Source organism: Jatrophihabitans fulvus (assembly GCF_054781375.1).
This window is the reverse complement of the sequence record NZ_BAAGUN010000007.1, coordinates 249,578-272,418: the sequence shown is the minus strand read 5'-3', so window position 1 is coordinate 272,418 and position 22,841 is coordinate 249,578. Positions and strand designations below refer to the sequence as shown.

Genomic DNA, 22,841 nt, shown 5'->3' with positions numbered 1-22,841 from the left:
GAGATGCCGCCGCGGACGGGTTTCCGCGGCAACGGCCCCAGCTACCAGGACCTTCTCGACGTCGACAGCAAGACCGTGCCCGACTCGATGCGCCGCAACGAGCCCGGGTACTTCGGCGACGGCGACATCCCTGTCGAGCGCTACCTCTCGCGCGAGTTCCACGAGCTCGAGAAGGAGCGCATGTGGTCGCGGGTGTGGCAGTTCGCCTGCCGCGAGGAGGTGCTCGCCGAGGTCGGCGACACCGAGGTCTACGACATCGCCGACAAGTCCTACCTGCTCGTGCGCGTCAGCGACGGCCCGGACGGCATCCGCGGGTACGTCAACTCGTGCCTGCACCGCGGGCGCACGCTGCGCGACGGCCGCGGCCGGGTCGACGAGCTCGAGTGCCCGTTCCACGGGTTCTGCTGGTCGCTGTCGGGCAAGCTGAAGCGCGTCCCGAGCGCGTGGGACTTCCCTCAGGTCAAGTCCGACGAGTGGCGACTGCCCGAGGTGCGGGTCGGCACGTGGGGCGGCTTCGTGTTCCTCAACCCCGACCCCGACTGCGAGCCGCTCGAGGACTACCTCGGCGAACTGCCCACGTTCTTCACGCGGTGGCCGCTGGAGAAGCGTTACACCCGCGTGCACATCTCGAAGATCATGCGCGTGAACTGGAAGGTCGCGCAGGAAGCGTTCATGGAGAGCTTCCACGTGATCACGACGCACCCGCAGCTGCTGGCCGGCTTCGGCGACGCCAACTCGCAGTACGACGTGTTCGGCAATGTCTCGCGGGCGATCTCGGCCCGGGGCGTGCCCAGCCCGTACCTCTCGTGGGACCCGAGCGAGCAGCAGCGGCTGAACAGCCAGATCGACCAGCGCCTGGACGACCCGCCCATGCTCGAGGTCGCGGACGGCGAGACGGCCCGCACCACCCTGGCCGAGGCGGCCCGCCGCTCGTTGCGCAACGTGATCGGCGACGAGGTGTACGAGCTGTCGGACGCCGAGCTCGTCGACAGCTACTTCTTCACCGTCTTCCCGAACATGCACCCGTGGGGCGGCTACAACCAGATCACGTACCGCTTCCGGCCGAACGGCGACGACCACGAGAGCAGCATCATGGAGGTGCTGCTCCTCTCGCCCTACAAGGGCGACCGTCCGCCGCCGGCGCAGCACATCCAGCTCGGCCCGGACGAGCCCTGGCGCAGCCAGGTCGAGCACCTCGGGTCACTGGCGCGGGTGTTCGACCAGGACGAGTTCAACCTCGAAGCGGTGCAGAAGGGGCTGAAGGCCACGCGCAAGCGGGGGGTCAGCTTCGCCGTCTACCAGGAGAGCAAGATCAGGCACTTCCACGGTCTGCTGGACCAGTGGCTGGACGCTCCCGCGGAATGACCCGCACCGGCAGCGTCAGCAGCCCCCGCAGCACGAAGCTCGGCGTGTGACGCAGCGCCGCCGGGTCGACGACGTCGATCCGGTCGGCGCGGCGGGCCAGTTCGCGCAGCGCCACCGCGGCCTCCATGCGGGCGAGCGCGTTGCCGAGGCACACGTGCACACCGTGGCCGAACGCGAGGTGCTCGCGCAGCCCCTCCCGGTCGGGGTCGAACGCGTCGGCATCGGCGAAGAGCGCCTCGTCACGGTTGGCGGACGCGAACGCGACGAACACCGTGGCACCCGCGGGCAGCTCGACCCCGCCGAGCGTGGTGGGCGCGGTCACCCGGCGGAACATGCCCTGCACCGGACTCGCGAAGCGCAGCCCCTCCTCGACGACGCGGGCGACGTGACCGTCCTCGGTGCGCATCCGCTGCCACTCGTGCGGACGGCCGTCGAGGCAGCGGACGATCTCGGACAGCAGCTTCGTCGTCGTCTCGTTGCCCGCGACGAGCAGCTCCCGCACCAACCACAGCAGCTCGCCGTCGGCGAGGGCACCCAGCTCCGGGTCGGTGGCCACGATCGTCGACAGCAGGTCGTCGGACGGATGTGCGCGGCGTCGCTCGAATTCGGGGACCAGCGCGCGCTGGTACTCGAGCATCGTCCGCTCGGTCTGCAGGAAGCGGTCGGCGTCGAGCGCGCCCGACCCCAGCGACGCCGTCGCCGCGTCGGACCAGCGCGTGATGTCGTCGCGCCACGAGTCGGGCAGTCCGAGGATGCGGCAGATCGCGTAGATCGGCAGCGGGCGCGCCAGCGCCTCGACGAGGTCGACCGGCTCGTCGAGCGGCAGCGCGTCGACGAGTTCGCGCGCGATGCGGTCGACGACCGGGTCCATCCAGCCGATCGAGCGCGGGGTGAACGCCCGCTGCACGAGACGTCGGAACCGTGCGTGCCGAGCACCGTCGCTCAGACCGAGCGCGGGCTGGTAGGCGTGGCCCTGCGCGCGCAGCGCGGCGACCTCGTCGGCCACCTCGGCCGGCGGCTCGGCCCGGCGTCCGGACGGCGCCTCGCTCGAGAACGTCCCGGGGTCGCGCAGCACCCGGCGCACCAGGTCGGCGGGCGTCACCAACCACACGTCGCGGCCGGGCACCCGGTACACCGGCGCATCGGCCCGCAGCGCCGCGTAGTGCGGGTACGGGTCGGCCTGGAAGGCGTCGGTGTACGGATCGGTGGTCGTGCGGGTCGTCATCGGCCGGACGGGCGCGGGCCCGAGGAGGTCGTGGAGCGCACCCGCACCGGGTCGGTCACGCCGTCCCACTCGGCGTGCGAGGTGCGGAACAGCTCGAAGAGGTCGTAGATCTTCTGGTTCGCGCCGTGCAACTCGACGAAGCACCCGATCTCGTCGCGGCAGTCGATGTACGCCACGTTCACGTAGGACCAGAGCGTCGAGGCCACGGCGAAGCCCGCCTTCTCGAAGCGCTCGACCTCGGCGGCGTGCTCGGCCTCGGGCACGAGCATCGCGACGTGGTGGAAGCCCTCCTCGCCGGGCGCGAACATGTCCCGGTAGACGGACGGGGTGGCGCTGTCCTGCTGGATGAGCTGCACGTGCGTCTCGCCGGTACCCGCGAACGCGTAGTGCAGCGGCTCGTCCCAGGGCTCGCCGCGGTACGTGTGCTGCTGTCCGTAGTGGTCGCGGCTGAGCCAGAACGGCCCGGCGCCGGTCGTGCGCGTCCAGCGCGCCATGGCCTCGTCGATGTCGTCGACGACGAAGGCGTGCTGCTGGATCGGGTACCGCAGCAGGGGTTCGCTCACGATGCGGCCTCCAGCAGGGGCGCCAGCGTCCGGGGCACGTCGACCCATGCCTCGGTCGAGTCGAGGGCCGGGTCGAAGTTGGTGTCGATGATGATCGCGTCGACTCCGGCGTCCTTCGACTTCGCGACCTCGTCGCACAGCTCGTCGACGCTCGCCACCTTGAGGTTCGCCACGATGACCGGCGGCGTCGTGAACAGCCGCCGGTACAGCTTCAACGGGGCCATGCCGGCCGGACGCATCGTGCCGAGCCGCTCGAACATCTCGAGGTGCTGCTCGAGCGTGCCGGACGCGGGGTTCCAGATGTCGAACTTCTCGGCCGTCCGCTTCAGGCCCGCCTCGGACCGCATGCCCGACAGCAACGGCGGACGGCGCAGCGGCTTGGGCTTCACCTCCGACTCGGGGATGGTGAAGAACCTGCCCTCGAACGAGACCGGATCCGGTCCCCAGCAGGCCTGCAGCGCGTCGACGAGCTCGTCGCAGCGCTTGCCGCGGGTGCGCGGGTCGACGTCGCTGACCTGGTGCTCCTCGTCCGACCAACCGACGCTGAAGCCCGCGACGACGCGGCCCTCCGACAGCAGGTCGATCGTCGACAACCGCTGCGCGAGCTCGACCGGACGGTGCAGTCCCGCCACCAGGATGCTCGTGCCCAGCTCGGGACGCGTCGTCCACGCGGCGGCCGCGGTGAGCGTCTCGAGCGCGCCGAGCACGCTGCGGTACGCGTCCGGCACCGCGAGTCCGGGTCGCGCCGAGTACCCCGAGACGGGGTGCAGCGGATAGAAGAGATGCTCCTGCACCCAGAGGCTGCCGAAGCCCAACTCCTCCGACTGCTCGCAGAAGCCGCGCAGCCCGTCGCGGGTGACGTGGCCACCCAGCTGCGGCAGTGTCAGACCTATTTCCATCCGCGTCTCCAGCCCATACAGTTTGTGGATGCGGTCTGCAGATACTGTCATCCCGGACGGCGACCTGGCTACCTCCCGCGACGAGCTGTTCATCGGCGGCCGCTGGGTCGGCCCGCAGCACGGCGACCCCACCGACCGCATCGATGTCGTCGACGCGAGCACCGAGGACGTCATGGGCAGCGTGCCGCGCGGCGGGGTCGACGACGTCGACGCCGCGGTCGAGGCCGCCCGCGCCGCCTTCCCGGCCTGGGCGTCGACCGCGATGCCCGAGCGGGTCGCGACGCTGCGTGCGATCGCCGACGCGCTCGAGGCCCAGGGCCCGGCCCTCGCGCGGGTGATGAGCCGCGAGGTCGGCACCCCGATCGCGGTGTCCGAGCGGGTGCAGGTCGGTCTCGCCGTCTCGGTCTTCCGCTCGATCGCCGACGCCGCCGAGCAGCTGCCGTTGCAGGAGCGCATCGGCACCTCGCTGCTGCTGCGCCAGCCTGCCGGCGTGGTCGGCGCGATCACGCCGTGGAACTACCCGCTGTACCAACTGGCCGCGAAGCTCGCGCCCGCGCTGGCGGCCGGCTGCACCACGGTGCTCAAGCCCGCAGGTGCCGCGCCGCTCGCGACGTTCGTGCTCGCCGACATCATCGCCTCGCTCGACCTTCCGGCGGGCACCGTCAACCTGGTCAGCGGCAACGGACGCGACTGCGGCGAGCGACTTGCCTCGCACCCCGAGGTCGACCTGGTGTCCATCACCGGGTCGACCGGCGCGGGCGTCCGCGTGGCCGAGCTCGCCGCCCGCACGGTCAAACGGGTTGCGCTCGAACTGGGTGGCAAGTCCGCTTTCCTGCTGCTCGACGACACCGACCTCGCCGCGGCGCTGCCGACCGCGGTGCGCACCTGCTTCGTGAACAACGGCCAGACGTGCGCGGCCCTCACGCGCCTCGTCGTACCGCGCGCGCTGCACGACGAGGTCGCCGAGCGGCTCGAGGCGCTGGTCGGCGCGATGCGGGTGGGCGACCCGCTCGACCCCACCACCGAGGTCGGTCCGCTCGTCAGCGCCGGCCAGCGCGACTCGGTGCGCGGGTACATCGGCAAGGGTCGCGACGAGGGCGCCCGCCTCGTCATCGGCGGCGACGACCGTCCCGCCGGTCTCGACCGGGGCTTCTACGTGCTGCCCACCGTGTTCGCCGGCGTCGACCCGGCCATGGTGATCGCCCGCGAGGAGATCTTCGGTCCCGTGCTCGCCGTCATCCCGCACGACGGCGACGACGACGCCGTCCGCATCGCCAACGACTCCGACTACGGCCTGTCGGGCGGGGTCTGGTCGTCCGACCAGGACCGCGCGATCGCGGTCGCGAGCCGGCTGCGCACCGGCCAGGTCGGGGTCAACGGCGGACGCTTCAACGTCAACGCCCCGTTCGGCGGGTTCAAGCAATCGGGTGTCGGTCGCGAGCTCGGCGCGCACGGTCTCGCCGAGTACTTCGAACTGACCTCGCTGCAGTTGCCCGCATGACACTCGATCCCACGGACGAGCTCGAGATCCGTGCTCTGCTCGCGCGCTACGCCGACGCCGTCTGCCGCCGCGACGAGGTGGCGTGGGCGGCGACGTGGGCCGCGGACGGCGTGTGGGACCTCGGGGGCGGTCGCGTCACCCACGGGCGTCACGCCGCCGTCGAGCTGTGGCGCACGTCCATCGGCAAGTACCCCTGGGTGGCGCAGGTGCCGGCGTCCGGCTTCGTCGAACTCGTCGAGGGCGTGCCGCACGGCACCTGGTACGTGCTCGAGCTCAACCGTCGCGCCGACGGCACCGGGGTCATGCACCTCGGCCACTACCGCGACACGTACGTGCGCACCGACGACGGGTGGCGGTTCGCCTCCCGCCGGTTCCACATGATCTACCGCGGCGCCATAGACCCCGGCACCGTCGTCCCGCTACCACCGGAGGTCAGCTCGTGAGCACCGACGCCGACAAGAACTACGAGGACGTCACCAAGTACGGCCTGACCGACGAGGGCGAGGCGGAGCTGCTCGAGAACCAGGTCGAGTGCACCTTCATCTGGAGCAACAAGGAGGGCTTCCCGGTCGGCGTGATCATGAACTACATCTACCGGGACGGCCGCTTCTGGGTGACCCTGAGCAGCCAGCGCGCCCGCGTCGCCGCCGTGCGCCGCGACCCGCGCGTCAGCATCGCCATCAGCTCGCTGGGGTCGGACGTGAAGACCCGCAAGTCCCTGACCTACAAGGGCCACTGCATCGTGCACGAGGACGACGAGACCAAGCAGTGGTTCTACCGGGAGCTGGCCGCTGCCGTGCGGCGGGACGACCCCGAGGCTGCGGCCGCCTTCGTGACGTTCCTCGACTCACCGCGCCGCGTGGTGTTCGAGATCGTGCCCGAGCAGCGCATCGGCTTCGACAGCACGAAGATGTGGCAGGACACCCCGTCCGCCGCGCGCAAGCACGAGTGACCCGCTTCCCGGCCGGAACGGTCGTGGACACGCCGGCGTGTCACGACCGTTCCGGCCGGGAAGGCGCAGGTGGTGCGGGTGGCGCGGGTCAGCCGCCGACGACGGCCGGATTGCCCTCGGTCCACATGCCTTCGAGGCGGCGGTGCGTGATGCGCCAGCCGTTCTCCGTGCGCCGCAGGGTGTCGATGTACTTGCCGGCGATGATGAAGTTGTCGCCGCCGTCCGTGCCGCGCTTCACGTGCTGCGCCTGCAGGTAGCAGACCGACTGCGCGGTGTCGCCGTCCACGGTTGCGACGACGTTGCCGATGAGGTGCTGGCTGGCGTCGAAGGGCGAGAGGGCGTTGCGGACGGTGTCCTCGATGGCCTGGCGGCCTTCGCACTTGGGCATGTCCAGGTAGTCGGCGACGGCGTCCTCCGCGAAGATCTCGTTCATCTTCGAGAACTCCTTCGCGTCGAGGTACAGGCCGTAGCGGTAGCAGAGCTCCGCGATCTCCTGCTTGTCCAGCACCTGCTGCACGTCGACCATCGGACGAACTCCCCTCATCGGACACATGGGTCTTACCGAGGGCAATGCCTTACTGGTGCCGCCCTCTAGTTGCCCCATCATCGAGCGCATCGGGTCCGGCCACAAGTGTCCAGGCCCCTAAGCCCGGGACTTTGGACTCAGATGCGGCCCATCACGCCGCCGTGACCAAATCATTACGGTCCGGTGTCTGGTGCTCGTATCTATGCAGTGGTTACAGTTAGCCGCCCGCAGGCGGGGTCGCCGTTCGTGCGGCCCGTCACACCCTCAAAACCGACGCTTCGTGTCCTCAAGGAGAGACGACTGTGCGTATCAGGACCCGCAGGCTCCATGCCTCGATCGCGGCCCTCGCGGCAGTGGCCGTAACCGTCGCCGGCTGTTCCAGCGACGGTGGTGGCGGCGGCACATCTGCGCCGGCGCCGGCCAACACCCAGGGCGGCGGTTCGAGCGACGCCGGCGGCGGTGCCTCCTCGGGCGTCGCGGCCGCGAAGGCCGCCACCGAGAAGGCCAAGCAGGCCCCGACGAGCATCCCGCAGACCCAGAAGCTCAAGACCAAGCCGGAAACGGGCAAGACGTTCGTCTTCCTGAAGTGCCAGGACGTCAACCAGTGCGCCGTCGAGGCCGACGGTTACAAGGCGGCCACGAAGGCCATCGGCTGGAACTACAAGGAGCTCAGCTTCAAGTCCTCCGACCCGGCCACGCTGGTGTCGGCGATGAAGCAGGCGCTCGACTTCAAGCCCGTCGCCGTCTCGTTCTCCGGCCTGCCGCGTGCGGTCTACCAGAGCGTGATCCCGGAGTACCGCAAGGCCGGGGTCAAGATGGTGACGATGTACGAGGGCCCGACCACGTACGACGACGTGCTCATCGGCCAGGTCGGCGGCCAGAAGGACGTGCAGGAGTACGGCCGCATCATCGGCAACTGGGTCGTCGCCGACTCCAACGGCAAGGCGAACATCCTGCTGCAGGAGGTCAACGACTTCCCGATCCTCAAGGACTACGTCACCGGGTTCAAGGAGGCCGTCGAGAAGAACTGCGGCAGCGGCTGCAAGATCACCGAGCTCAACAACACGATCGCCCAGCTCGGCGGCCAGGTCGTGCCCGCGGTCGTCGCGGCGCTGCAGAAGGACCGTTCGATCAACTACGTGTCGACCGTCAACGGCCCGTTCCTCACCGGTCTTCCGGCCGCGCTGAAGGCCGCCGGCATCACCAACGTGAAGATCTGCGGCGAGTCCGGTGACACGACCAACCTGACCAACGTCAAGAACGGCACCGAGAGCGCCTACACCGGCCTCGCGCTGAACCAGGCGTCGTTCGCGGCGATGGACATGGTCCTGCGCGACATGCAGGGCCTGCCGTTCGACAAGGAGGGCAACGGCGGTTCGCCGAAGCAGCTCCTGACCAAGGACGTCGACTTCAAGATCTCGACCTCCTACGACGTCCCGTCCGACTACGAGTCGCAGTTCAAGAAGCTCTGGCTCGTCGGATGAGTTCCGACCTGACGCCGGGCGGGGACACCCGCCCGGCGTCGGGCGGGACCACCCGCCCGGCACTGGACGCGCGCGCGCTGACCAAGACCTTCACCGGTGTGGTCGCGCTCGACCACGTGGACCTCACCATCGCCCCCGGCGAGGTGCACGCCCTGCTCGGCGAGAACGGGTCGGGCAAGTCGACCTTCATCAAGATCCTGTCGGGTTACCACGACCCCGACGCCGGCAGCGAGGTTCTGATCGACGGGGCGCCGATGAGCCTCGGCTCGCCCGACTCCGCGTACGCCCTCGGCTGCCGCTTCGTGCACCAGGACCTCGGCCTGATCGACTCCTCGTCGATCATCGACAACCTGTGCCTGAACACCGGCTTCCCCACCCGCTTCGGCACCGTCAGCCGCCGGGCCGCCCGCAAGCAGGCCCGCGCCGACCTCGCTCGCGTCGGGCTCGAGGGCGTCGACCCCGAGCAGCTGGTGGCCACCCTCACCCCGGCCATGAAGACCGGCGTCGCCGTCGCGCGCGCGCTGCGTGACGACCGCGGTGACTCCGTCAAACTCCTCGTCCTCGACGAGCCGACCGCGACGCTGCCGGACAACGAGGTCCAGCACCTGCTGCAGATCGTCAAGCAGGTCGCACGCTCCGGCGTGGGCGTCCTCTACGTGACCCACCGCCTCGACGAGGTGTTCCAGGTCGCCGACCGCGTCACCGTGCTGCGCGACGGCCACTGGGTCGCCACCGAGCCCTCGTCGGCGCTCGACCGCAAGCACCTCGTCAACCTGCTCATCGGTTCGGAGCTCGAGGAGATCGCCGCGGCGGTCGACCGCCTGCACGCACCGAACACGAACGAACCGGTGCTCGAGGTCCGCGACCTGCACGCCGTGCCGCTGCAGGGCGTCTCGTTCACCGTGGCCCCCGGCGACGTCCTCGGCATCGCCGGTATCACCGGCTCCGGACGGGAGACGCTGCTCGGCGCGCTGTTCGGCGCCGGCCCCCGCGACAGCGGCTCGGTCGTCGTGAACGGCACGCCGATCAAGGCGAAGCGGCCCGACCTGAGCATGAGCAACGGCATGGCCTATCTGCCGCCCGACCGCAAGCTGCTCGGCGGCATCATGGCGTTCAGCGCCCGCGAGAACCTCTCGCTCTCCGACCTCAAGCCGTTCTGGCGCGGCGGCATCCTGCGGCGTGGGGCCGAGCGCACGGAGACGCGCTCGTGGTTCAAGCGGCTCGACGTGCGTCCGGGCGGGGCCGTCGACCAGCGGCTCATGGCCTTCAGCGGCGGCAACCAGCAGAAGGTGCTGTTCGGCAAGTGGCTGCGCCGCACGCCGCTGGTCTTCCTGCTGGACGAACCGACCCAGGGCGTCGACATCGGCGCCAAGGGCGAGCTGCACAAGCAGCTGCTCGAGGCCGCCGACAACGGCGCCGGCATCGTCGTCAGCTCGTCCGACGTGGACGAACTGGCCGCCCTGTGCCGCCGCGTGCTCGTCCTGCGCGACGGCCACATCGTCACCGAACTGACCGGAGCCCGGCTCACGGTCGCCAACATCGCACGCGAATGCCTCGGGGCAGAAAGAGAGGTCGTGGCCAAGTGAACAAGCGTGGTCTCACCTTCGGCTTCGACCGCTTCAGCGGTCTCTACCTGCTCGCCATGTTCATCGTGGTGTTCGGCATCTGGAAGCCGGACCTGTTCCTGACCAGCGGCACCCTGCACTCGGTCGCCTCGTCGCAGGCCATCGTCGCGATGCTCGGCATCGCGGTGCTGGTGCCGCTCGCCGCCGGCGTCTTCGACCTGTCGATCGGCGCGACGATCACGCTGACCGCGGTCGTCGTGGCCCAGCAGCAGACGAAGAACGGCTGGGGCATGTGGCAGTCGATCCTCGTCGCCGTGCTCGTCGGCGTGCTCATCGGCTGCATCAACGGCTTCCTCATCGTGGTGCTGAAGATCAGCTCGTTCATCGGCACGCTCGCGACGACGACGATCATCGGTGCCGTCGTCGCGATCTACACCGACCAGACGCAGCCGCTGCCGCCGACGTCCGAGGCGTGGTCGAACCTGTCGCAGCGCGACGTGTTCGGCTTCCAGCAGGTCGTCATCTTCCTGATCGTGCTGGCGTTGATCGTCTGGTGGTTCCTCGAGCACACCCCGGCGGGCCGCTACATCTACGCCGTCGGCGGCAACCCCGAGGCGGCGCGGCTGTCGGGCGTCCGCGTCGGCAAGTGGGTGTTCCTGTCGTTCGTCATCTCGGGCACCGTCAGCGGCATCGCCGGCGTCTTCTACTCCTCGCAGAACGGCCCCTCGCTCACGTTCGGCAGTGCGCTGCTGCTGCCCGCCTACGCGGCGGCGTTCCTCGGATCGACGCAGATCAAGCCGGGCCGCTTCAACGTGTGGGGTGCGGTGCTCGCGGTCTACGTGCTCGCGACCGGTGTGCGCGGGCTGTCGCTCGTCACGGACGTCCAGTGGCTGAACGACATGTTCAACGGTGTCGCCCTCATCGCCGCGGTCGCCTTCGCGGTCTGGCGGCAGAGCAAGGCGGCCACGCAGCGGCGGCACGGCAACGACGATGCGGCCGCGCCACGTGAGGACGCCCCGACGGACGAACCCTCCGGCGGCACCGTTGCCCTGGACAAGAAGCTCGTCGGCAACGAGGAGGCCCCCGCCGTCGACATCGCGCAGAAGGAAGCGGTGGTCAACGAGCCCGTCACGACCCCGGGGCAGGGCGTCAACCCGCACCACTGAAGTCTGAACGACCCCGATCCGGGCCGCCGAGCGGCGGCCCGGATCACCAGATCGGCGCCGGCCGCGGTGGAGAATCGGTTCCCACCGCGGCTGCGTGCTGTCTGATGACCTCGCGGTACTCGTCGTGGGTGAGGATCCAGAACCGGTTCGTCCGCACCGCGTCGAGCACCTGCTCGGCCACGTCGTCGGCCGTCAGCCGCGGGGTCACCCCGGCGCTGGTGCGGGGCAGCTGCGGCGGTTCGGCCGCGTCCGCCAGCCCGTCCGGACGGTTGCGCACGCTGTTCTGGATGTCGGTGCCGATGAACCCCGGGCACAGCAGCGAGACGCCGAGCGGGTCACCCAACTGCTCCATCTCGGTGCGCAGCGACAGGCTCAGCCCCAGCACCGCCGACTTCGCCGCCGTGTAGGCGCCCAGGTTCGGGATGGGCAGCAGCGACGCCATCGAGCCGGTGTTGACGACGTGCCCGCCCGCGCCACCGCCGGCGCCGTCCGCCTGCGCGAACATCCGCGGGACGAAGGCCTGCAGGCCGTGGACGACGCCGTGGAAGTCGACGCCCATGACCCACGTCCAGTCGTCGGCGGTGTACTCCCACGACCGGGCCCGCTTGGTGACACCGGCGTTGTTGCACAAGACGTGAACGGCCCCGAAGGTGTCGAACGCGGCGTCGGCGAGACGCTGCACGTCGGCCGCGTCGGCGACGTCGGTGACCACGCCGAGCACGTCGTGACCCTCGTGCCGCAGACCCTCGACCGCCTCGTCCAAGCGGTCGCGCTGCACGTCGCTGAGCACGACCCGCATGCCGGCGCGCGCGAAGTGCTGCGCCATCGCGAGACCGATACCGCTGGCGGCCCCGGTGACGACGGCGGTCCGTCCGGCCAGGTCCTTCATCGCGACTTACCGCAGTCGATGTCCATGAAGTCGGACGTTACTCGCCGATCGTCGCGAGGTCGCCGTCCGCCGGACGAAGCTCCTCGACGATGCGGGCGAGGCGCTGGGCGCGCGCGGCGTCCCACCGGCGCCAGGCGACACCGAGCGTCATGCGTCCCGCGTCCCCGTCGAGCGGCACGGTGCGCACCTCGGCGGTGTGCAGGATCGGCGACTCGGGGTCGGGCGCGACGACGGTGACCGCGCGCTCGCGACGCAACCGGGCCGGCATCGACACCACGTCGCCCAGGTCGACCTCGTCGACCGACGCGACACCGCGCTGCTCGAACCAGTCGCGCAGCCGCGCCATCGACGGATGCATCGAGCTGGGCAGCAGCAGCACGCGGCGGCCGCGCAGGTCCTCTCCGCGCACGGTGGCGCCGCCCGCGAGCGGGTCGTCGGGCGCCATCGCGAGATGCAGCCGGTAGCGGGCGAGCGCGACGCTGCCGAGTTCGTCGCCCTCGACGGGCAGGTGCACGACCGCCACGTCGATCTCGCCGTGGCGCATGCGGTGCAGCAGGGTCGACGAGACCGCGGCGTCGACGTCGCGGCACGGCCCGACCCGTGCGGCCGCCTCGCCCAGCGCCCGGGCGAAGCGCGCGGGAACCCAGGGCGTCGCGGCGTAGCGCAGCGGCACGCTCTCGCCCCGCGCGATGGCGTCGAGGTCGTCCGCCGCCCGCACGATGGCCACGGCGGTCGGCAACAACCGCTCCCCCGCCGCGGTGAGGCCGAGACGGTGGTACTCGCGGTCGAACAGCGGGCCGAGCGCGCGCTCGAGCTGGCCCAGCGTGCGGCTCACCGGCGAGGCGGTCATGCCCATCGCCTCGGCGGCGCGCGCCACGCTGCCGTGCCGGGACACGGCGACGAACGTGACCAACTGCTGCATGGTCGGCACCGGACCGAACCTAGCCGGTGCACCTGTCCCGGGGCCACGCCCGCACAGGTTGCAGGTTGGAGGCTCCAACCCTGGATCGGGGACGCCGACGACGGCAGCCTGGGGTGACCACCGGCACTGACGCCGGCACGAGGGAGGCGGGATGACCGACGACGAACGGCCCCTGGCCGGCGTGCGGGTGCTCGACCTCGCGGACGCCCGCCTGGCGAGCGTCGGACGACACCTCGCCGACCTCGGCGCCACCGTGCTGCGCGACGCGACCGCGGCGGGCGACGACATCGCGGCCGCCGTCCGCGACGCGAACAAGTACCGGGCGGCCGGCGACGTCACCGACCTCGACCTCGCGCTCGTCACGCCGCCGCAGTCGTTCGACGTCGCGGGGGCCCGGGCCGCGAACCCCCGGCTGGTCGTGGTGACCCTCACCGACTTCGGGACGACCGGCCCGCGGGCGCACTGGCGGGGCACCCCCGCGGTGCACCACGCCGTGGGCACGGTGCTGTCGCGCTCGGGCCTGCCCGAGCGCCCGGAACCCCTGCTGCCGCCGGACTTCCTCGCCTACGAGGCGGCGGCCGCGCAGGCAGCGTGGGTGTGCGTGCTGGCGTACACGCAGGCACTGCGCACCGGCGTGGGCGACGACGTCGACTTCTCGGTGCACGAGGCGGTGCTGCAGACCCTGGACCCGGGCATGGGCATCGGCGGCTCGGCCCGGGCCGGCGCACCGATGCGGACGCTGCCGCGCGGCCGTCCCGACGCCCGCCACCTGTACCCGATCTTCCCGGTGGCGGACGGGTTCGTGCGGGTGTGCATCCTCAGCGCACGGCAGTGGCGGGGCATGTTCGAGTGGCTCGGCCGCCCGGAGGAGTTCGCCGACCCGGAGTACGCCGTGCTCGGCGCTCGCTTCCAGGCCGCCGGGACGCTGTACCCGCTCATCGGGCGCATGCTCGCTCCCCTCACGCGCGAGCGGGCCACCGCGGCGGGCCAGGCGCTCGGCGTGCCCGTGGCCGGGCTCGCGAGCCCGTCCGAGGCGTTGGCGACCGAGGCGTTCGCCGGCTCGTTCACGACCCTGGCGCTGCCCGACGGACGGACGGCCACCGTGCCCCGTCCGATGCTCGAACTCGACGGCGTCCGCGGCGGGGTCGTGCCGCTGTCGTCCGACGCGCCGGACGGCCCACGGCCGACCGCTCCCGCACCCGTCGCCGAGCCCGGTTCGATGCCGTTCGCCGGGCTGCGCGTGCTCGACCTCGGTGTCATCGTCGTCGGCGGCGAACTCGGCCGGCTGTTCGCCGACTACGGCGCCGACGTCGTCAAGATCGAGAGCTCGGCCTTCCCCGACGGCAACCGCCAGTCGTGGGACGGCTCGGAGATCACCGAGGGCTTCGCGTGGGGCCACCGCAACAAGCGCAGCCTCGGCCTCGACCTGCGCCACGAGGGCGGCAAGGCGCTGTTCGGCGAGCTCGTCGCCGGCGCCGACGTGGTGCTCACCAACTTCAAGCCGGGCACCCTCGAGTCTCTCGGGTTCGGGTGGGACGCACTGCGCGCGATCAACCCCCGCCTCGTGCTCTCGGAGTCGAGCGCCTTCGGGCGGACGGGTCCGTGGGCGGGCCGGCTCGGCTACGGACCGCTGGTGCGCGCGTCGACCGGCCTGTCGTCGCTGTGGCGCTATCCCGACCGTGCGGACGGGTTCTGCGACGCGATCACGATCTTCCCCGATCACGTGGTCGCCCGCTTCAACGCGGCCGCCGTCGCGTCGCTGCTGCTGCGGCGCGAGCGCACCGGCCGCGGCGGACGGGTGAGCAGCGCGCAGGTCGACGCCATCTTCACCGCCATGGCGGACCTGCTCGCGCTCGAGTCGGTGCGGCCGGGCAGCATCGACGCCATGACGACGTCGAGCGCCACGCTGTACCCGGCGCTCGGCGACGACGAGTGGCTGGTCGTCGACGGTGCCGCGCCCGACGAGCTCACCGGCGGTGACGTCGCGGCGTGGGCGGCCCGCACCGACGCCCGCGAGGCCGCCGCGCTGCTGCAGGAGGCCGGGGTGCCGGCCGGCGAGCTGGCGCGCGTCACCGATCTCGAGGGCGACCCGCACCTCGTCGCCCGCGGCTTCTTCGGACGGATGCACCAGCCGCAGTTCGCCGACGACATGCCGGCGATGTCCAACGAGGCGCGCTTCACCACGCTCCCGCCGCCGCGCATGGACCCGGCCCCGCTCATGGCCGAGCACACCCGCGAGGTCGCGCACGACCTGCTCGGCCTGTCGTCCGCCGAGATCGACACCCTCGTCGCCGACGGCGTCCTCGAACTGCACGTCCCCCGACCGACCGCCCGCTAGGAGACACATCGGTGCCCATCGTCAGCAGTCCCGTCCCCGTCGAGGTCGACAGCGACGGGACGGTGCTCGTCGAGCTGCACGAGCACGTCATGCTCGTGACCCTCAACCGTCCCGCGGCGCGCAACGCCGTCAACAACGAGCTGATGCGCGGCGTCGGCGAGGCACTCGACCACGCCGAGGCGACGCCCGAGGTGCGCGTCGTCATCGTGACCGGCGCGGGCGACAAGTCCTTCTGCGCGGGCGCCGATCTCAAGGTCGCCGCCACGGGCAAGCTCGGCGTCGGCGACCCGCGCTTCGAGAAGTGGGGCTTCGGCGGGTACGTGCAGCACGCGATCTCGAAACCGACCATCGCCGCCGTGAACGGGTTCGCCCTCGGCGGCGGGACCGAGTTCGTCCTCGCGAGCGACCTCGCCGTCGCCGTCGACACCGCGTCGTTCGGGTTGCCCGAGGTCAAACGCGGCATCTTCGCCGGGGCGGGCGGCGCGTTCCGGCTGCCGCGGCAGATCCCCGACAAGATCGCGATGGAGCACCTGCTCACCGGACGTCCGATGACGGCCGAGCAGGCGCTCGGCTACGGCCTCGTCAACCGCGTCGTGCCCTTCGCCGACCTGCTGCCGACCGCCTTCGCGCTGGCGGACGAGATCGTCGAGAACGCCCCGCTCGCGGTGCAGGTCAGCAAGCGGCTCGCCCGCGGCATCACCGACGGGCACGTCGCGCACGAGGACGACGACTGGGCGCGCAACAGGGCGGAGACGTCCGCGCTCATGAGCAGCCACGACGCGCTCGAGGGCATGATCGCCTTCGCCGAGAAGCGCGCGCCGAAGTGGACGGGCCGATGAGCGGAGCTTGCGGAGCGAATCAGGAGCACAGCGCGCGGCGAGCCTCGTCGCGCCGCCCGCAGCGAAGCGAGGACGCGCGATGAGTTCGCTTTCCGATTCCACGCCCGTCCTCGTCGGGGTCGGTCAGGTCGCCGACCCGATCGACGCGGCCGAGTACCACCGCTGGGGCGCGGTCGACCTCGCCGCCGAGGCGGCGCGGGCCGCGCTGGACGACGCCGGCCTCGACGGGTCGCACGTCGACACCGTCGCGGGCGTCCGCCAGTTCGAGATCTCGACGCCGATCTCGACCGCGCCGCTGGGCCGGTCCGACAACTACCCGCGCTCCGTGGCCCGTCGCGTCGGCGCCGACCCGCGGCACGCCGTGCTCGACGTCGCCGGCGGCCAGGCGCCGCAGCACCTCATCACCGAGTTCGCGAAGAAGATCGCACGCGGTGAGGTCGGGACCGTGCTGCTGTTCGGCTCCGAGGCTATCTCGACGACCCGCCGCTTCGCCGGGCAGGACGACGCCCCCGACTTCACCGAGACCGTCGGCGGCCAGCTCGAGGACCGCGGGTTCGGCCTGGACGGGCTCATGGAGCCCGAGCAGCTCGAGCACGGGCTCTTCGACGCGCCCTCGCAGTACGGCCTGCTCGACAACGCCCGCCGGGCGCGGCTCGGCCTCACCCGCGACGCGTACCGGCAGGACATGGCCCGGCTGTTCGCGCCGTTCACCGAGGTCGCGGCGGCCAACCCGTACGCCGCCGCACCCGTCCGCCGCTCGGCCGACGAGCTGGCCGAGGTCACCGAGCGCAACCGCATGATCGCCGAGCCGTATCCGCGTTACCTCGTGGCCCGCGACCAGGTGAACCAGGGCGCCGCCGTCGTGCTGACCTCGGTGGGCGCGGCCCGCGCCGCGGGCGTGCCCGAGTCGGCGTGGGTGTACCTGCACGGCTACGCCGACCTGCGCGAGCAGAACCTGCTCGACCGGGCCGACCTGTCGCGCAGCCCGGCATCGGTGCGTGCGGCCGCGACCGCGCTCGAGCGCGCCGGCCTCACGCCGGACGACCTCTCGACGCTCGACCTCTACAGCTGCTTCGCCATCGCCGTCTCCAACATCTGCGACGGGCTCGGGCTGCGGACGGACGACCCGCGCGGGCTCACGCTCACCGGCGGCCTGCCGTTCTTCGGCGGCGCGGGCAACAACTACTCGATGCACGCGGTGGCCGAGACCGTCCGCCGGGTGCGGGAGAACCCCGGTGCGCCCGGCTTCGTGGGCGCGAACGGCGGTGTGCTGAGCAAGTACTCCGCCGCCGTCTACTCGACCGAAGCGCGGGCGTGGGAGGAGCACGACGACGACGCCGCGCAGGCCTCGCTCGACGCGGTGCCGGGTCCGCAGCTCGCCGTCTCCCCCTCGGGCACCGCCACCGTCGAGACGTACACGGTGCAGTACGGACGCGGCGGCACCACCGGCGTGGTGATCGCGCGACGCGACGACGGGTGCCGGGTCATCGCCACGACGCCGACCGGGGACGACGCCACCGTCGCCGCCCTGCTCGAGGACGACGTGTTCGGACGTGAGGTGCAGCTGACCTCGCGCGGCGCGCACACGTACGCGAGCACGCAGCGCGAGGTCCTCGACCGGCTGCCCGACTGAGTCAGGCGGTCTCGACGACCGTCACCGTGCCGGCGTTGCCGTCGACGGTGACGGTCATGCCGGACCGCAGCTTCTCGGTGGCGTCGTCGAGCGAGATCACGCAGGGCAGTCCGAGCTCGCGCGAGACGACCACCGCGTGGCTGTTGAGCGCGCCGACGTCGACGGCGACCGCACCGGCCACGAGGAACAGCGGCGTCCACGCGGCGTCCGTCAACGGGGCGATCAGCACCTCGCCGGGCTCGATCTGCATCGCCCCGTCGAGATCGGTGACGACACGGGCGACGCCGGTGTAGGTGCCGGCGCCGCCGCCGACGCCCTGCAGCACGGTGCCGGCGGTGGCGGCGTCCTGCAGCACGGCCTCGCGTCGCTCCCACTCGGGCAGCGGGGCGGCGTGACCGTCGATGATGAACGGCGGCTCGAGCTCGTACAGCGCGCGGTAGGTCACGAGGCGTTCGGCGATGGTGGCCGCGAAGGCCTTCGGGTCGGCGACGTAGTCGTCGAGCTCCGACTCGAGCAGCATCATGACGTCCTCGGCGGCCTCGTACAGGCCCGCCTCCACCCCGCGGCGGCCGAGCTCGCGAATCGCCATGCGCACCTCGTTGACGGCGGTGACGTTGACGAGCTTGGTCTTCTCCCGCAGCGGGATGAGCCGGGTGGCCGCGCCCATGGCGACGTCGAACGTGGCGCGCGCGGTGTCGTCCGGCAGCGCCGCGCGGACGGCCTCGGCGGTCTCGCGGCGGGTGGCCTCGAGACGGGCGTTGCGCGCGTCCGGGGAGTTGTCGTCGGGCAGGTGCCGCATGCTGTCGACCAGCGCCAGCACCTGCGTCGGGTCGGCCTCCCACGAGATCGCGTGGATGTCCCACTCGTTCGGGCCACGCTGGCCGTGCTCGGCGAGGAAGTCGCGCAGGGCGTCGGCGAACTCCGGGTGCGATCCGCCGGCGAGCGCGCTCGAGACCGCGGGGACGCCGGCGTCGAAGGTCTTCGTCAGGTCGGCATCGCCCGCGGCGAGCCGGGACAGCTGCCACAGCCCCCAGGACGGCGACGCCGAGCGCACCTCGCCGAGACCGGAGATCAGATCGAGGAGCGCGTCCGGACGGCCGGCGGCCGCGCACGACTCGGCCAGCATCGCCGGCGGCGCCGCCGAGCTGAGCGTCGAGAAGTCGTGGATGCGGAACGCGTTGTCGAGCTCGGGCAGCAGGGTGCGGGCGTACGCCACGAGGTCGGCATCGGTGAGGGTGGCGAGCTCGGGACGCGCCCGCCGCTTCTCGAGGATGCGGGCCAGGTCGGCGTCGATCTCGGGGAACTCGGTGGCCCCGATCATGGCGCCGATGCTCGCGCCCAGCTTGGCCTGGCACTCCTCGTCGATGTCCTCGGGATGCGGCCGGTACGGCGGCGCGGCCGCGGCGTTGCCGAGGATGGCCGCGTCGAACGCCTCGGTCGTCATGCCCATGCGCAGGCCCATGACACGACAGTGCGACAGATTGATGTAGAAGTAGCCGCCCGCCGTGCCGACGACCGGGGGCTTCTCCATCGGCAGCTCGCCCTCGCGGTAGACGCCGAATTCGACGAGACCGCGCAGCCAGCCGGGCAGCAGGCCCTTCTCGAACACGAGCGTCCAGCCGAGCGGGCTCGCCGGGTCGGGCAGCACCTCACCCGCGTTGGCGCGGGTGATGACCGGGAACCGGTCGTAGGGCTCCCAGTCGGTGATCCAGCGGGTTGGAAGTTCCAACGCGTCTACCATTGGGCGGTGCCGCCGTCGACGTTGATCAGCGAGCCGGTGATACCGCCGCCGTGCGGGCCGGCGAGCAGCAGGGCCATCGCAGCGACCTCCTCGACGGTGTTGAGCCGCTTGATGGCCGACTCCTGCGCGTAGTTGTCGAGGAACTGCTCGTAGGTGATGCCGGCCTGCTCGGCGGCCACCGGACCGGCCGTCTTCATGATGTCGGTCTCGATCGCGCCGGGGCAGATCGCGTTGCAGGTGATGCCCTGCATGCCGTACTCGAACGCGACCGCCTTGGTCAGGCCGTTGATCGCGTGCTTGTTGGTGATGTAGTGGCTGACGGCCGCCTTGTTGCCCTGCTTGCCCTCGACCGAGCTGATGTTGATGATCCGGCCGCCCTCGCCATGGGCGAGGATGTGCTTCAGCGCGCGCTGCGTGCCGAAGAAGACGGCGTTGAGGTTCCAGTCGAGCGCGTTCAGCCACGCCTCGGGAGCCATGTCGCCGACGAGGGCGAAGCCGTCCGATCCGCCGGCGTTGTTGACGAGGATGTCGAGGCGGCCGTAGCGGGCCTGGGTCTGGTCGATGAGCGCGTCCAGCTCGTCCTTCTTGCGGACGTCGCACGCGATGAAGTGGACGTTGCTGCCGCCGCCCATCTCCTTGACGGCCTCGTCGCCCTTCTCCTGCGACTTGCCGCTCACCACCACGCTCGCACCCTCGCGGAGGAAGGCCTCGGCGATGCCTCGGCCGATGCCGCGCGTGCCGCCGGTGATCACGGCGACCTTGCCCGTGAGGCTGCCGCCGTCGTGCGTCGGCGCCACGTGCGGGGTGCCCTCGACGTCCTCGGTGTCTCCGCCGCCGCTCATGCTTGCGCTCCGTTCTTCTGCATCATCTGCTCGATGGCTCGGTGGAAGTGCTGCACGCCCGGCTCGTTGCGGCCGAACACGAACTGCTCGTCCTCGAACGAGGCGAGGCCCCGCTGCACGCCGAAACCGGTGGCGTAGTCCTCGTCCATGACGACGTCGTGGAACCAGTCGCGGGTGAAGTCGATCGACTTGCGCTCCTCCTCGTCCGCGGGCTCGTGGCGCAGGCAGAGGATCTGCTGCGTGTGCGAGGTGTCCCAGGTGCTGCCGGGCAGCACGAGCGACGCGACGATGTGCTGCCGCCAGCCGCCGGCGATGGCGAGGCCGGGGAACAGCCAGAAGATGGCGCCGACGCACAGCGCCGGGTCCCACTGGTCCTGGGGCTTGTCGGCCGCGTCGGCGATCGGGCGCAGCGCGAACGCGTTGCGCTGGTGCGGGCCCCAGTTGTCGAAGGCCGCCATGTTGCTGAAGTTGGTGCGGAACACCGTGGTGCGGTGCAGCGACGCGAAGTGGTAGCCCTCGAGGTAGCCGTCGAGGGTCACCTTCCAGTTCGGGCCCTCCAGCGTGCGGGTCGAGTAGTGGTGCGCGTGGGCCAGGCCCATGCCCTCGATGAGCTGGATGAGCTCCGGCCCCAGCCAGTCGTCGAGGTCGATCGTCGCCGTCCGGTCGAGCGACACGAAGATCAGGCCGGCCCGCTCCTCGATCGGCAGCGCCCGCAGGCCCATCGTGCCCTTGTCGACGCCGCCGAAGGTCTCCTCGCCGTAGACGCCGAGCAGGCAGCCCTGCAGGTCGTAGCTCCAGGAGTGGTACGAGCAGGTGATGCGGCGGGTGTTGCCGGTGCCCTCGGGCAGCAGCTCGGCGCCGCGGTGGCGGCACACGTTGAGCATCGCGTGCGCCTCGCCCTTCGAGTCGCGCGTGATGAGCACGGGCGTGCCGGCGACGTCGATCGCCTTGTAGTCACCCGGGTTCGGCAGCTCGCAGGACAGCGCCAGGGGCAGCGGCACCTTCTTGTGGATCGCGTCGATCTCGCGCTGCCACAGCTCGGGATCGCTGTAGTTGCGCACCGGCTCGACCCACTGCTCGTCGGCCTGGTCGGTGGTCTTGGCGCGGAAGTGCTCGACCAGCCGTCCCATGACGCCGAAGGCGTCGTCGTGGACGGCGGGAGAGAAGTCGACTCCCGCGACGTACTCGGGTGCAGCCATGGGTTCCTCGGATCAGTCGTCGGCGTCGAGCATCTGCTGCACGACCTCGTGGAAGTGGGTGATCTTGCACTCGCGGTTGTTGAAGACGTTGCGCGTGTACGCCGAGGACTTACTGGCCGCGGCCCACTCCTGGTAGATCTCGACGTCCTCGGCCACGACGCCCTTGAGCCGCTCCCAGTGACGGCTGACGCCGTCGATGTACTCGGCGTCGCCGTCCTTGTACCAGAGCTCCCACACCTCGAAGCGGGTCTTGTCGACCGACAGCGGTACCGAACGGAACAGCTGGATGTGGTTGGGATTGTTGTTGAAGACCGACGTCGGGAAGATCGTGTAGTGGCAGATCGCCAGGCTCTGGTGGTCGAGCGTCTCGTTCAGTTCCGGCAGCACGCCCTTGTAGGGGACGACCATCATGCCGTTGCGGCCGAAGGTGAAGAACGTGCTGAAGCGGCCGTCCTTGACGTCCTGCGGCGAGATCGTGTGCAGGTGCGCCGCGTGATAGGTCTCGTTGAACCCGTCGACGACGACCTTCCAGTTCGCGTCGAGCTCCCAGGTCAGCTTGTCGTGCAACACCATGTCCTCCATGGCGTAGGCACCGAGGTCGCCGACGATCTCCGGGCCGATCCAGTCCTTCAACGTGCCGGCCACGCCCGGGCCGGCGAGGACGACCCACACCCAGCCACCCCACTCGTCGCACTCGACGGCGGGTGAGCACAGGCCGGTGAGCTGGCCCTCGTCGAAGTCCTCACGGTCGGGGACGCCGACGACGTTGCCCTCGAGGTCGTAGCTCCACGAGTGCCAGCGACAGGTGAAGCGCCGCGCACCGGTGCCCGACTTCGGCACGATGCGCGCGCCGCGGTGCTGGCACACGTTGTGGAAGCCGCTGACGCCGCCGTCGCGCCGCCGGCTGACGACGATGGTCTCGCCGTGCCCCTCCCAGACGACGTGGTCGCCGGGCCTCGCGATCTCCTCCGAGCGGCACACGATCTGCCAGCTGCGGTTGAGCACCTTGCGCCGCTCCTGCTCGAAGCGCGCCGGATCGGTGTAGACCGAGGAGTCGAGCTCGGACGGGCCGATGTCGGGGATGAGCGGGACACCCGGGCCGAACTTCGCCGGGAGGTCTCCGCGGTGGGGAACGTGGACCATGTCGCTCTCCTCCAGTGCCACGGCGAGGGGCCGAGGTAGATAGCGGAAT

The 22,841-nt window shown here is 71.1% G+C and carries 20 protein-coding genes; 10 read left to right on the top strand and 10 right to left on the bottom strand.

The genetic code is table 11. The features are described 5' to 3' along the window. Positions 1-3 precede the first annotated feature (3 nt). Complete coding sequence (locus tag ACYVP9_RS20870; protein WP_460606877.1) at positions 4-1,365, top strand: aromatic ring-hydroxylating oxygenase subunit alpha; 1,362 nt, start codon at positions 4-6, stop codon at positions 1,363-1,365. Here the strand turns inward: ACYVP9_RS20870 and ACYVP9_RS20865 are convergent. Genes ACYVP9_RS20865 through ACYVP9_RS20855 form a run of 3 tightly spaced genes read right to left on the bottom strand, consistent with a single transcriptional unit; the run spans position 1,313 to position 4,052 of the window. Then, positions 1,313-2,590, bottom strand: a complete 1,278-nt coding sequence (locus ACYVP9_RS20865; RefSeq protein WP_460606876.1) for a cytochrome P450 — start codon at positions 2,588-2,590, stop codon at positions 1,313-1,315. The two genes, ACYVP9_RS20870 and ACYVP9_RS20865, sit on opposite strands and share 53 nt — an antisense overlap. Next, positions 2,587-3,153, bottom strand: coding sequence for a VOC family protein (locus tag ACYVP9_RS20860; RefSeq protein ID WP_460606875.1), 567 nt, complete (start codon positions 3,151-3,153; stop codon positions 2,587-2,589). Before ACYVP9_RS20860 ends, ACYVP9_RS20865 begins: the two co-directional genes overlap by 4 nt. Further along, complete coding sequence (locus tag ACYVP9_RS20855; protein ID WP_460606874.1) at positions 3,150-4,052, bottom strand: TIGR03619 family F420-dependent LLM class oxidoreductase; 903 nt, start codon at positions 4,050-4,052, stop codon at positions 3,150-3,152. The genes ACYVP9_RS20860 and ACYVP9_RS20855 overlap by 4 nt, the downstream gene beginning before the upstream one ends. Positions 4,053-4,080: 28 nt before the next feature. Between ACYVP9_RS20855 and ACYVP9_RS20850 the strand changes: the two genes are divergently transcribed. The 3 genes from ACYVP9_RS20850 to ACYVP9_RS20840 are packed head-to-tail and all read left to right on the top strand — an operon-like array spanning position 4,081 to position 6,505. Next, complete coding sequence (locus ACYVP9_RS20850; RefSeq protein WP_460606873.1) at positions 4,081-5,553, top strand: aldehyde dehydrogenase family protein; 1,473 nt, start codon at positions 4,081-4,083, stop codon at positions 5,551-5,553. Continuing rightward, entirely contained in the window at positions 5,550-5,996 is a 447-nt protein-coding gene (locus ACYVP9_RS20845; RefSeq protein ID WP_460606872.1) for a nuclear transport factor 2 family protein, read from the top strand. Before ACYVP9_RS20850 ends, ACYVP9_RS20845 begins: the two co-directional genes overlap by 4 nt. Continuing rightward, entirely contained in the window at positions 5,993-6,505 is a 513-nt protein-coding gene (locus ACYVP9_RS20840) for a pyridoxamine 5'-phosphate oxidase family protein (RefSeq protein WP_460606871.1), read from the top strand. The genes ACYVP9_RS20845 and ACYVP9_RS20840 overlap by 4 nt, the downstream gene beginning before the upstream one ends. An 88-nt stretch (positions 6,506-6,593) precedes the next feature. On the opposite strand, the gene ACYVP9_RS20835 is transcribed toward ACYVP9_RS20840, so the two are convergent. Beyond that, positions 6,594-7,031, bottom strand: coding sequence for a nuclear transport factor 2 family protein (locus ACYVP9_RS20835; protein WP_460606870.1), 438 nt, complete (start codon positions 7,029-7,031; stop codon positions 6,594-6,596). A gap of 353 nt (positions 7,032-7,384) precedes the next feature. Between ACYVP9_RS20835 and ACYVP9_RS20830 the strand changes: the two genes are divergently transcribed. The 3 genes from ACYVP9_RS20830 to ACYVP9_RS20820 are packed head-to-tail and all read left to right on the top strand — an operon-like array spanning position 7,385 to position 11,246. Beyond that, entirely contained in the window at positions 7,385-8,515 is a 1,131-nt protein-coding gene (locus tag ACYVP9_RS20830) for a substrate-binding domain-containing protein (protein WP_460606869.1), read from the top strand. Then, positions 8,512-10,101: a sugar ABC transporter ATP-binding protein gene (locus tag ACYVP9_RS20825; protein WP_460606868.1), complete on the top strand. Its 1,590-nt coding sequence runs from the start codon at positions 8,512-8,514 to the stop codon at positions 10,099-10,101. Before ACYVP9_RS20830 ends, ACYVP9_RS20825 begins: the two co-directional genes overlap by 4 nt. Further along, positions 10,098-11,246, top strand: a complete 1,149-nt coding sequence (locus ACYVP9_RS20820) for an ABC transporter permease (RefSeq protein WP_460606867.1) — start codon at positions 10,098-10,100, stop codon at positions 11,244-11,246. Before ACYVP9_RS20825 ends, ACYVP9_RS20820 begins: the two co-directional genes overlap by 4 nt. A 43-nt stretch (positions 11,247-11,289) precedes the next feature. Here ACYVP9_RS20820 and ACYVP9_RS20815 read toward each other — a convergent pair whose 3' ends face one another. Together ACYVP9_RS20815 and ACYVP9_RS20810 are read right to left on the bottom strand one after the other, a co-directional pair. Beyond that, entirely contained in the window at positions 11,290-12,135 is an 846-nt protein-coding gene (locus ACYVP9_RS20815) for an SDR family oxidoreductase (protein WP_460606866.1), read from the bottom strand. Between the two features lie 37 nt (positions 12,136-12,172). Continuing rightward, complete coding sequence (locus ACYVP9_RS20810) at positions 12,173-13,057, bottom strand: LysR family transcriptional regulator (protein ID WP_460606951.1); 885 nt, start codon at positions 13,055-13,057, stop codon at positions 12,173-12,175. A 151-nt stretch (positions 13,058-13,208) separates the two neighbouring features. Here ACYVP9_RS20810 and ACYVP9_RS20805 point away from each other — a divergent pair, with 151 nt between their 5' ends. From ACYVP9_RS20805 to ACYVP9_RS20795, 3 genes are all read left to right on the top strand, one after another. Continuing rightward, positions 13,209-15,395 carry a CaiB/BaiF CoA-transferase family protein gene (locus tag ACYVP9_RS20805; protein WP_460606865.1) on the top strand — a complete coding sequence of 729 codons (2,187 nt, stop codon included), beginning with the start codon at positions 13,209-13,211 and terminating at the stop codon, positions 15,393-15,395. 89 nt (positions 15,396-15,484) lie between these two features. Next, positions 15,485-16,234 carry an enoyl-CoA hydratase-related protein gene (locus ACYVP9_RS20800; protein ID WP_460606950.1) on the top strand — a complete coding sequence of 250 codons (750 nt, stop codon included), beginning with the start codon at positions 15,485-15,487 and terminating at the stop codon, positions 16,232-16,234. 79 nt (positions 16,235-16,313) lie between these two features. Beyond that, complete coding sequence (locus ACYVP9_RS20795) at positions 16,314-17,867, top strand: acetyl-CoA acetyltransferase (RefSeq protein WP_460606864.1); 1,554 nt, start codon at positions 16,314-16,316, stop codon at positions 17,865-17,867. A gap of 1 nt (position 17,868) precedes the next feature. On the opposite strand, the gene ACYVP9_RS20790 is transcribed toward ACYVP9_RS20795, so the two are convergent. Genes ACYVP9_RS20790 through ACYVP9_RS20775 form a run of 4 tightly spaced genes read right to left on the bottom strand, consistent with a single transcriptional unit; the run spans position 17,869 to position 22,792 of the window. Further along, positions 17,869-19,596, bottom strand: a complete 1,728-nt coding sequence (locus tag ACYVP9_RS20790) for a PEP-utilizing enzyme (RefSeq protein ID WP_460606863.1) — start codon at positions 19,594-19,596, stop codon at positions 17,869-17,871. A 5-nt stretch (positions 19,597-19,601) separates the two neighbouring features. After that, positions 19,602-20,450 carry an SDR family NAD(P)-dependent oxidoreductase gene (locus tag ACYVP9_RS20785; RefSeq protein WP_460606862.1) on the bottom strand — a complete coding sequence of 283 codons (849 nt, stop codon included), beginning with the start codon at positions 20,448-20,450 and terminating at the stop codon, positions 19,602-19,604. After that, positions 20,447-21,649: an aromatic ring-hydroxylating oxygenase subunit alpha gene (locus ACYVP9_RS20780; protein WP_460606861.1), complete on the bottom strand. Its 1,203-nt coding sequence runs from the start codon at positions 21,647-21,649 to the stop codon at positions 20,447-20,449. Before ACYVP9_RS20780 ends, ACYVP9_RS20785 begins: the two co-directional genes overlap by 4 nt. Before the next feature lie 12 nt (positions 21,650-21,661). Then, positions 21,662-22,792: an aromatic ring-hydroxylating oxygenase subunit alpha gene (locus ACYVP9_RS20775; protein WP_460606860.1), complete on the bottom strand. Its 1,131-nt coding sequence runs from the start codon at positions 22,790-22,792 to the stop codon at positions 21,662-21,664. Positions 22,793-22,841: the final 49 nt, after the last annotated feature.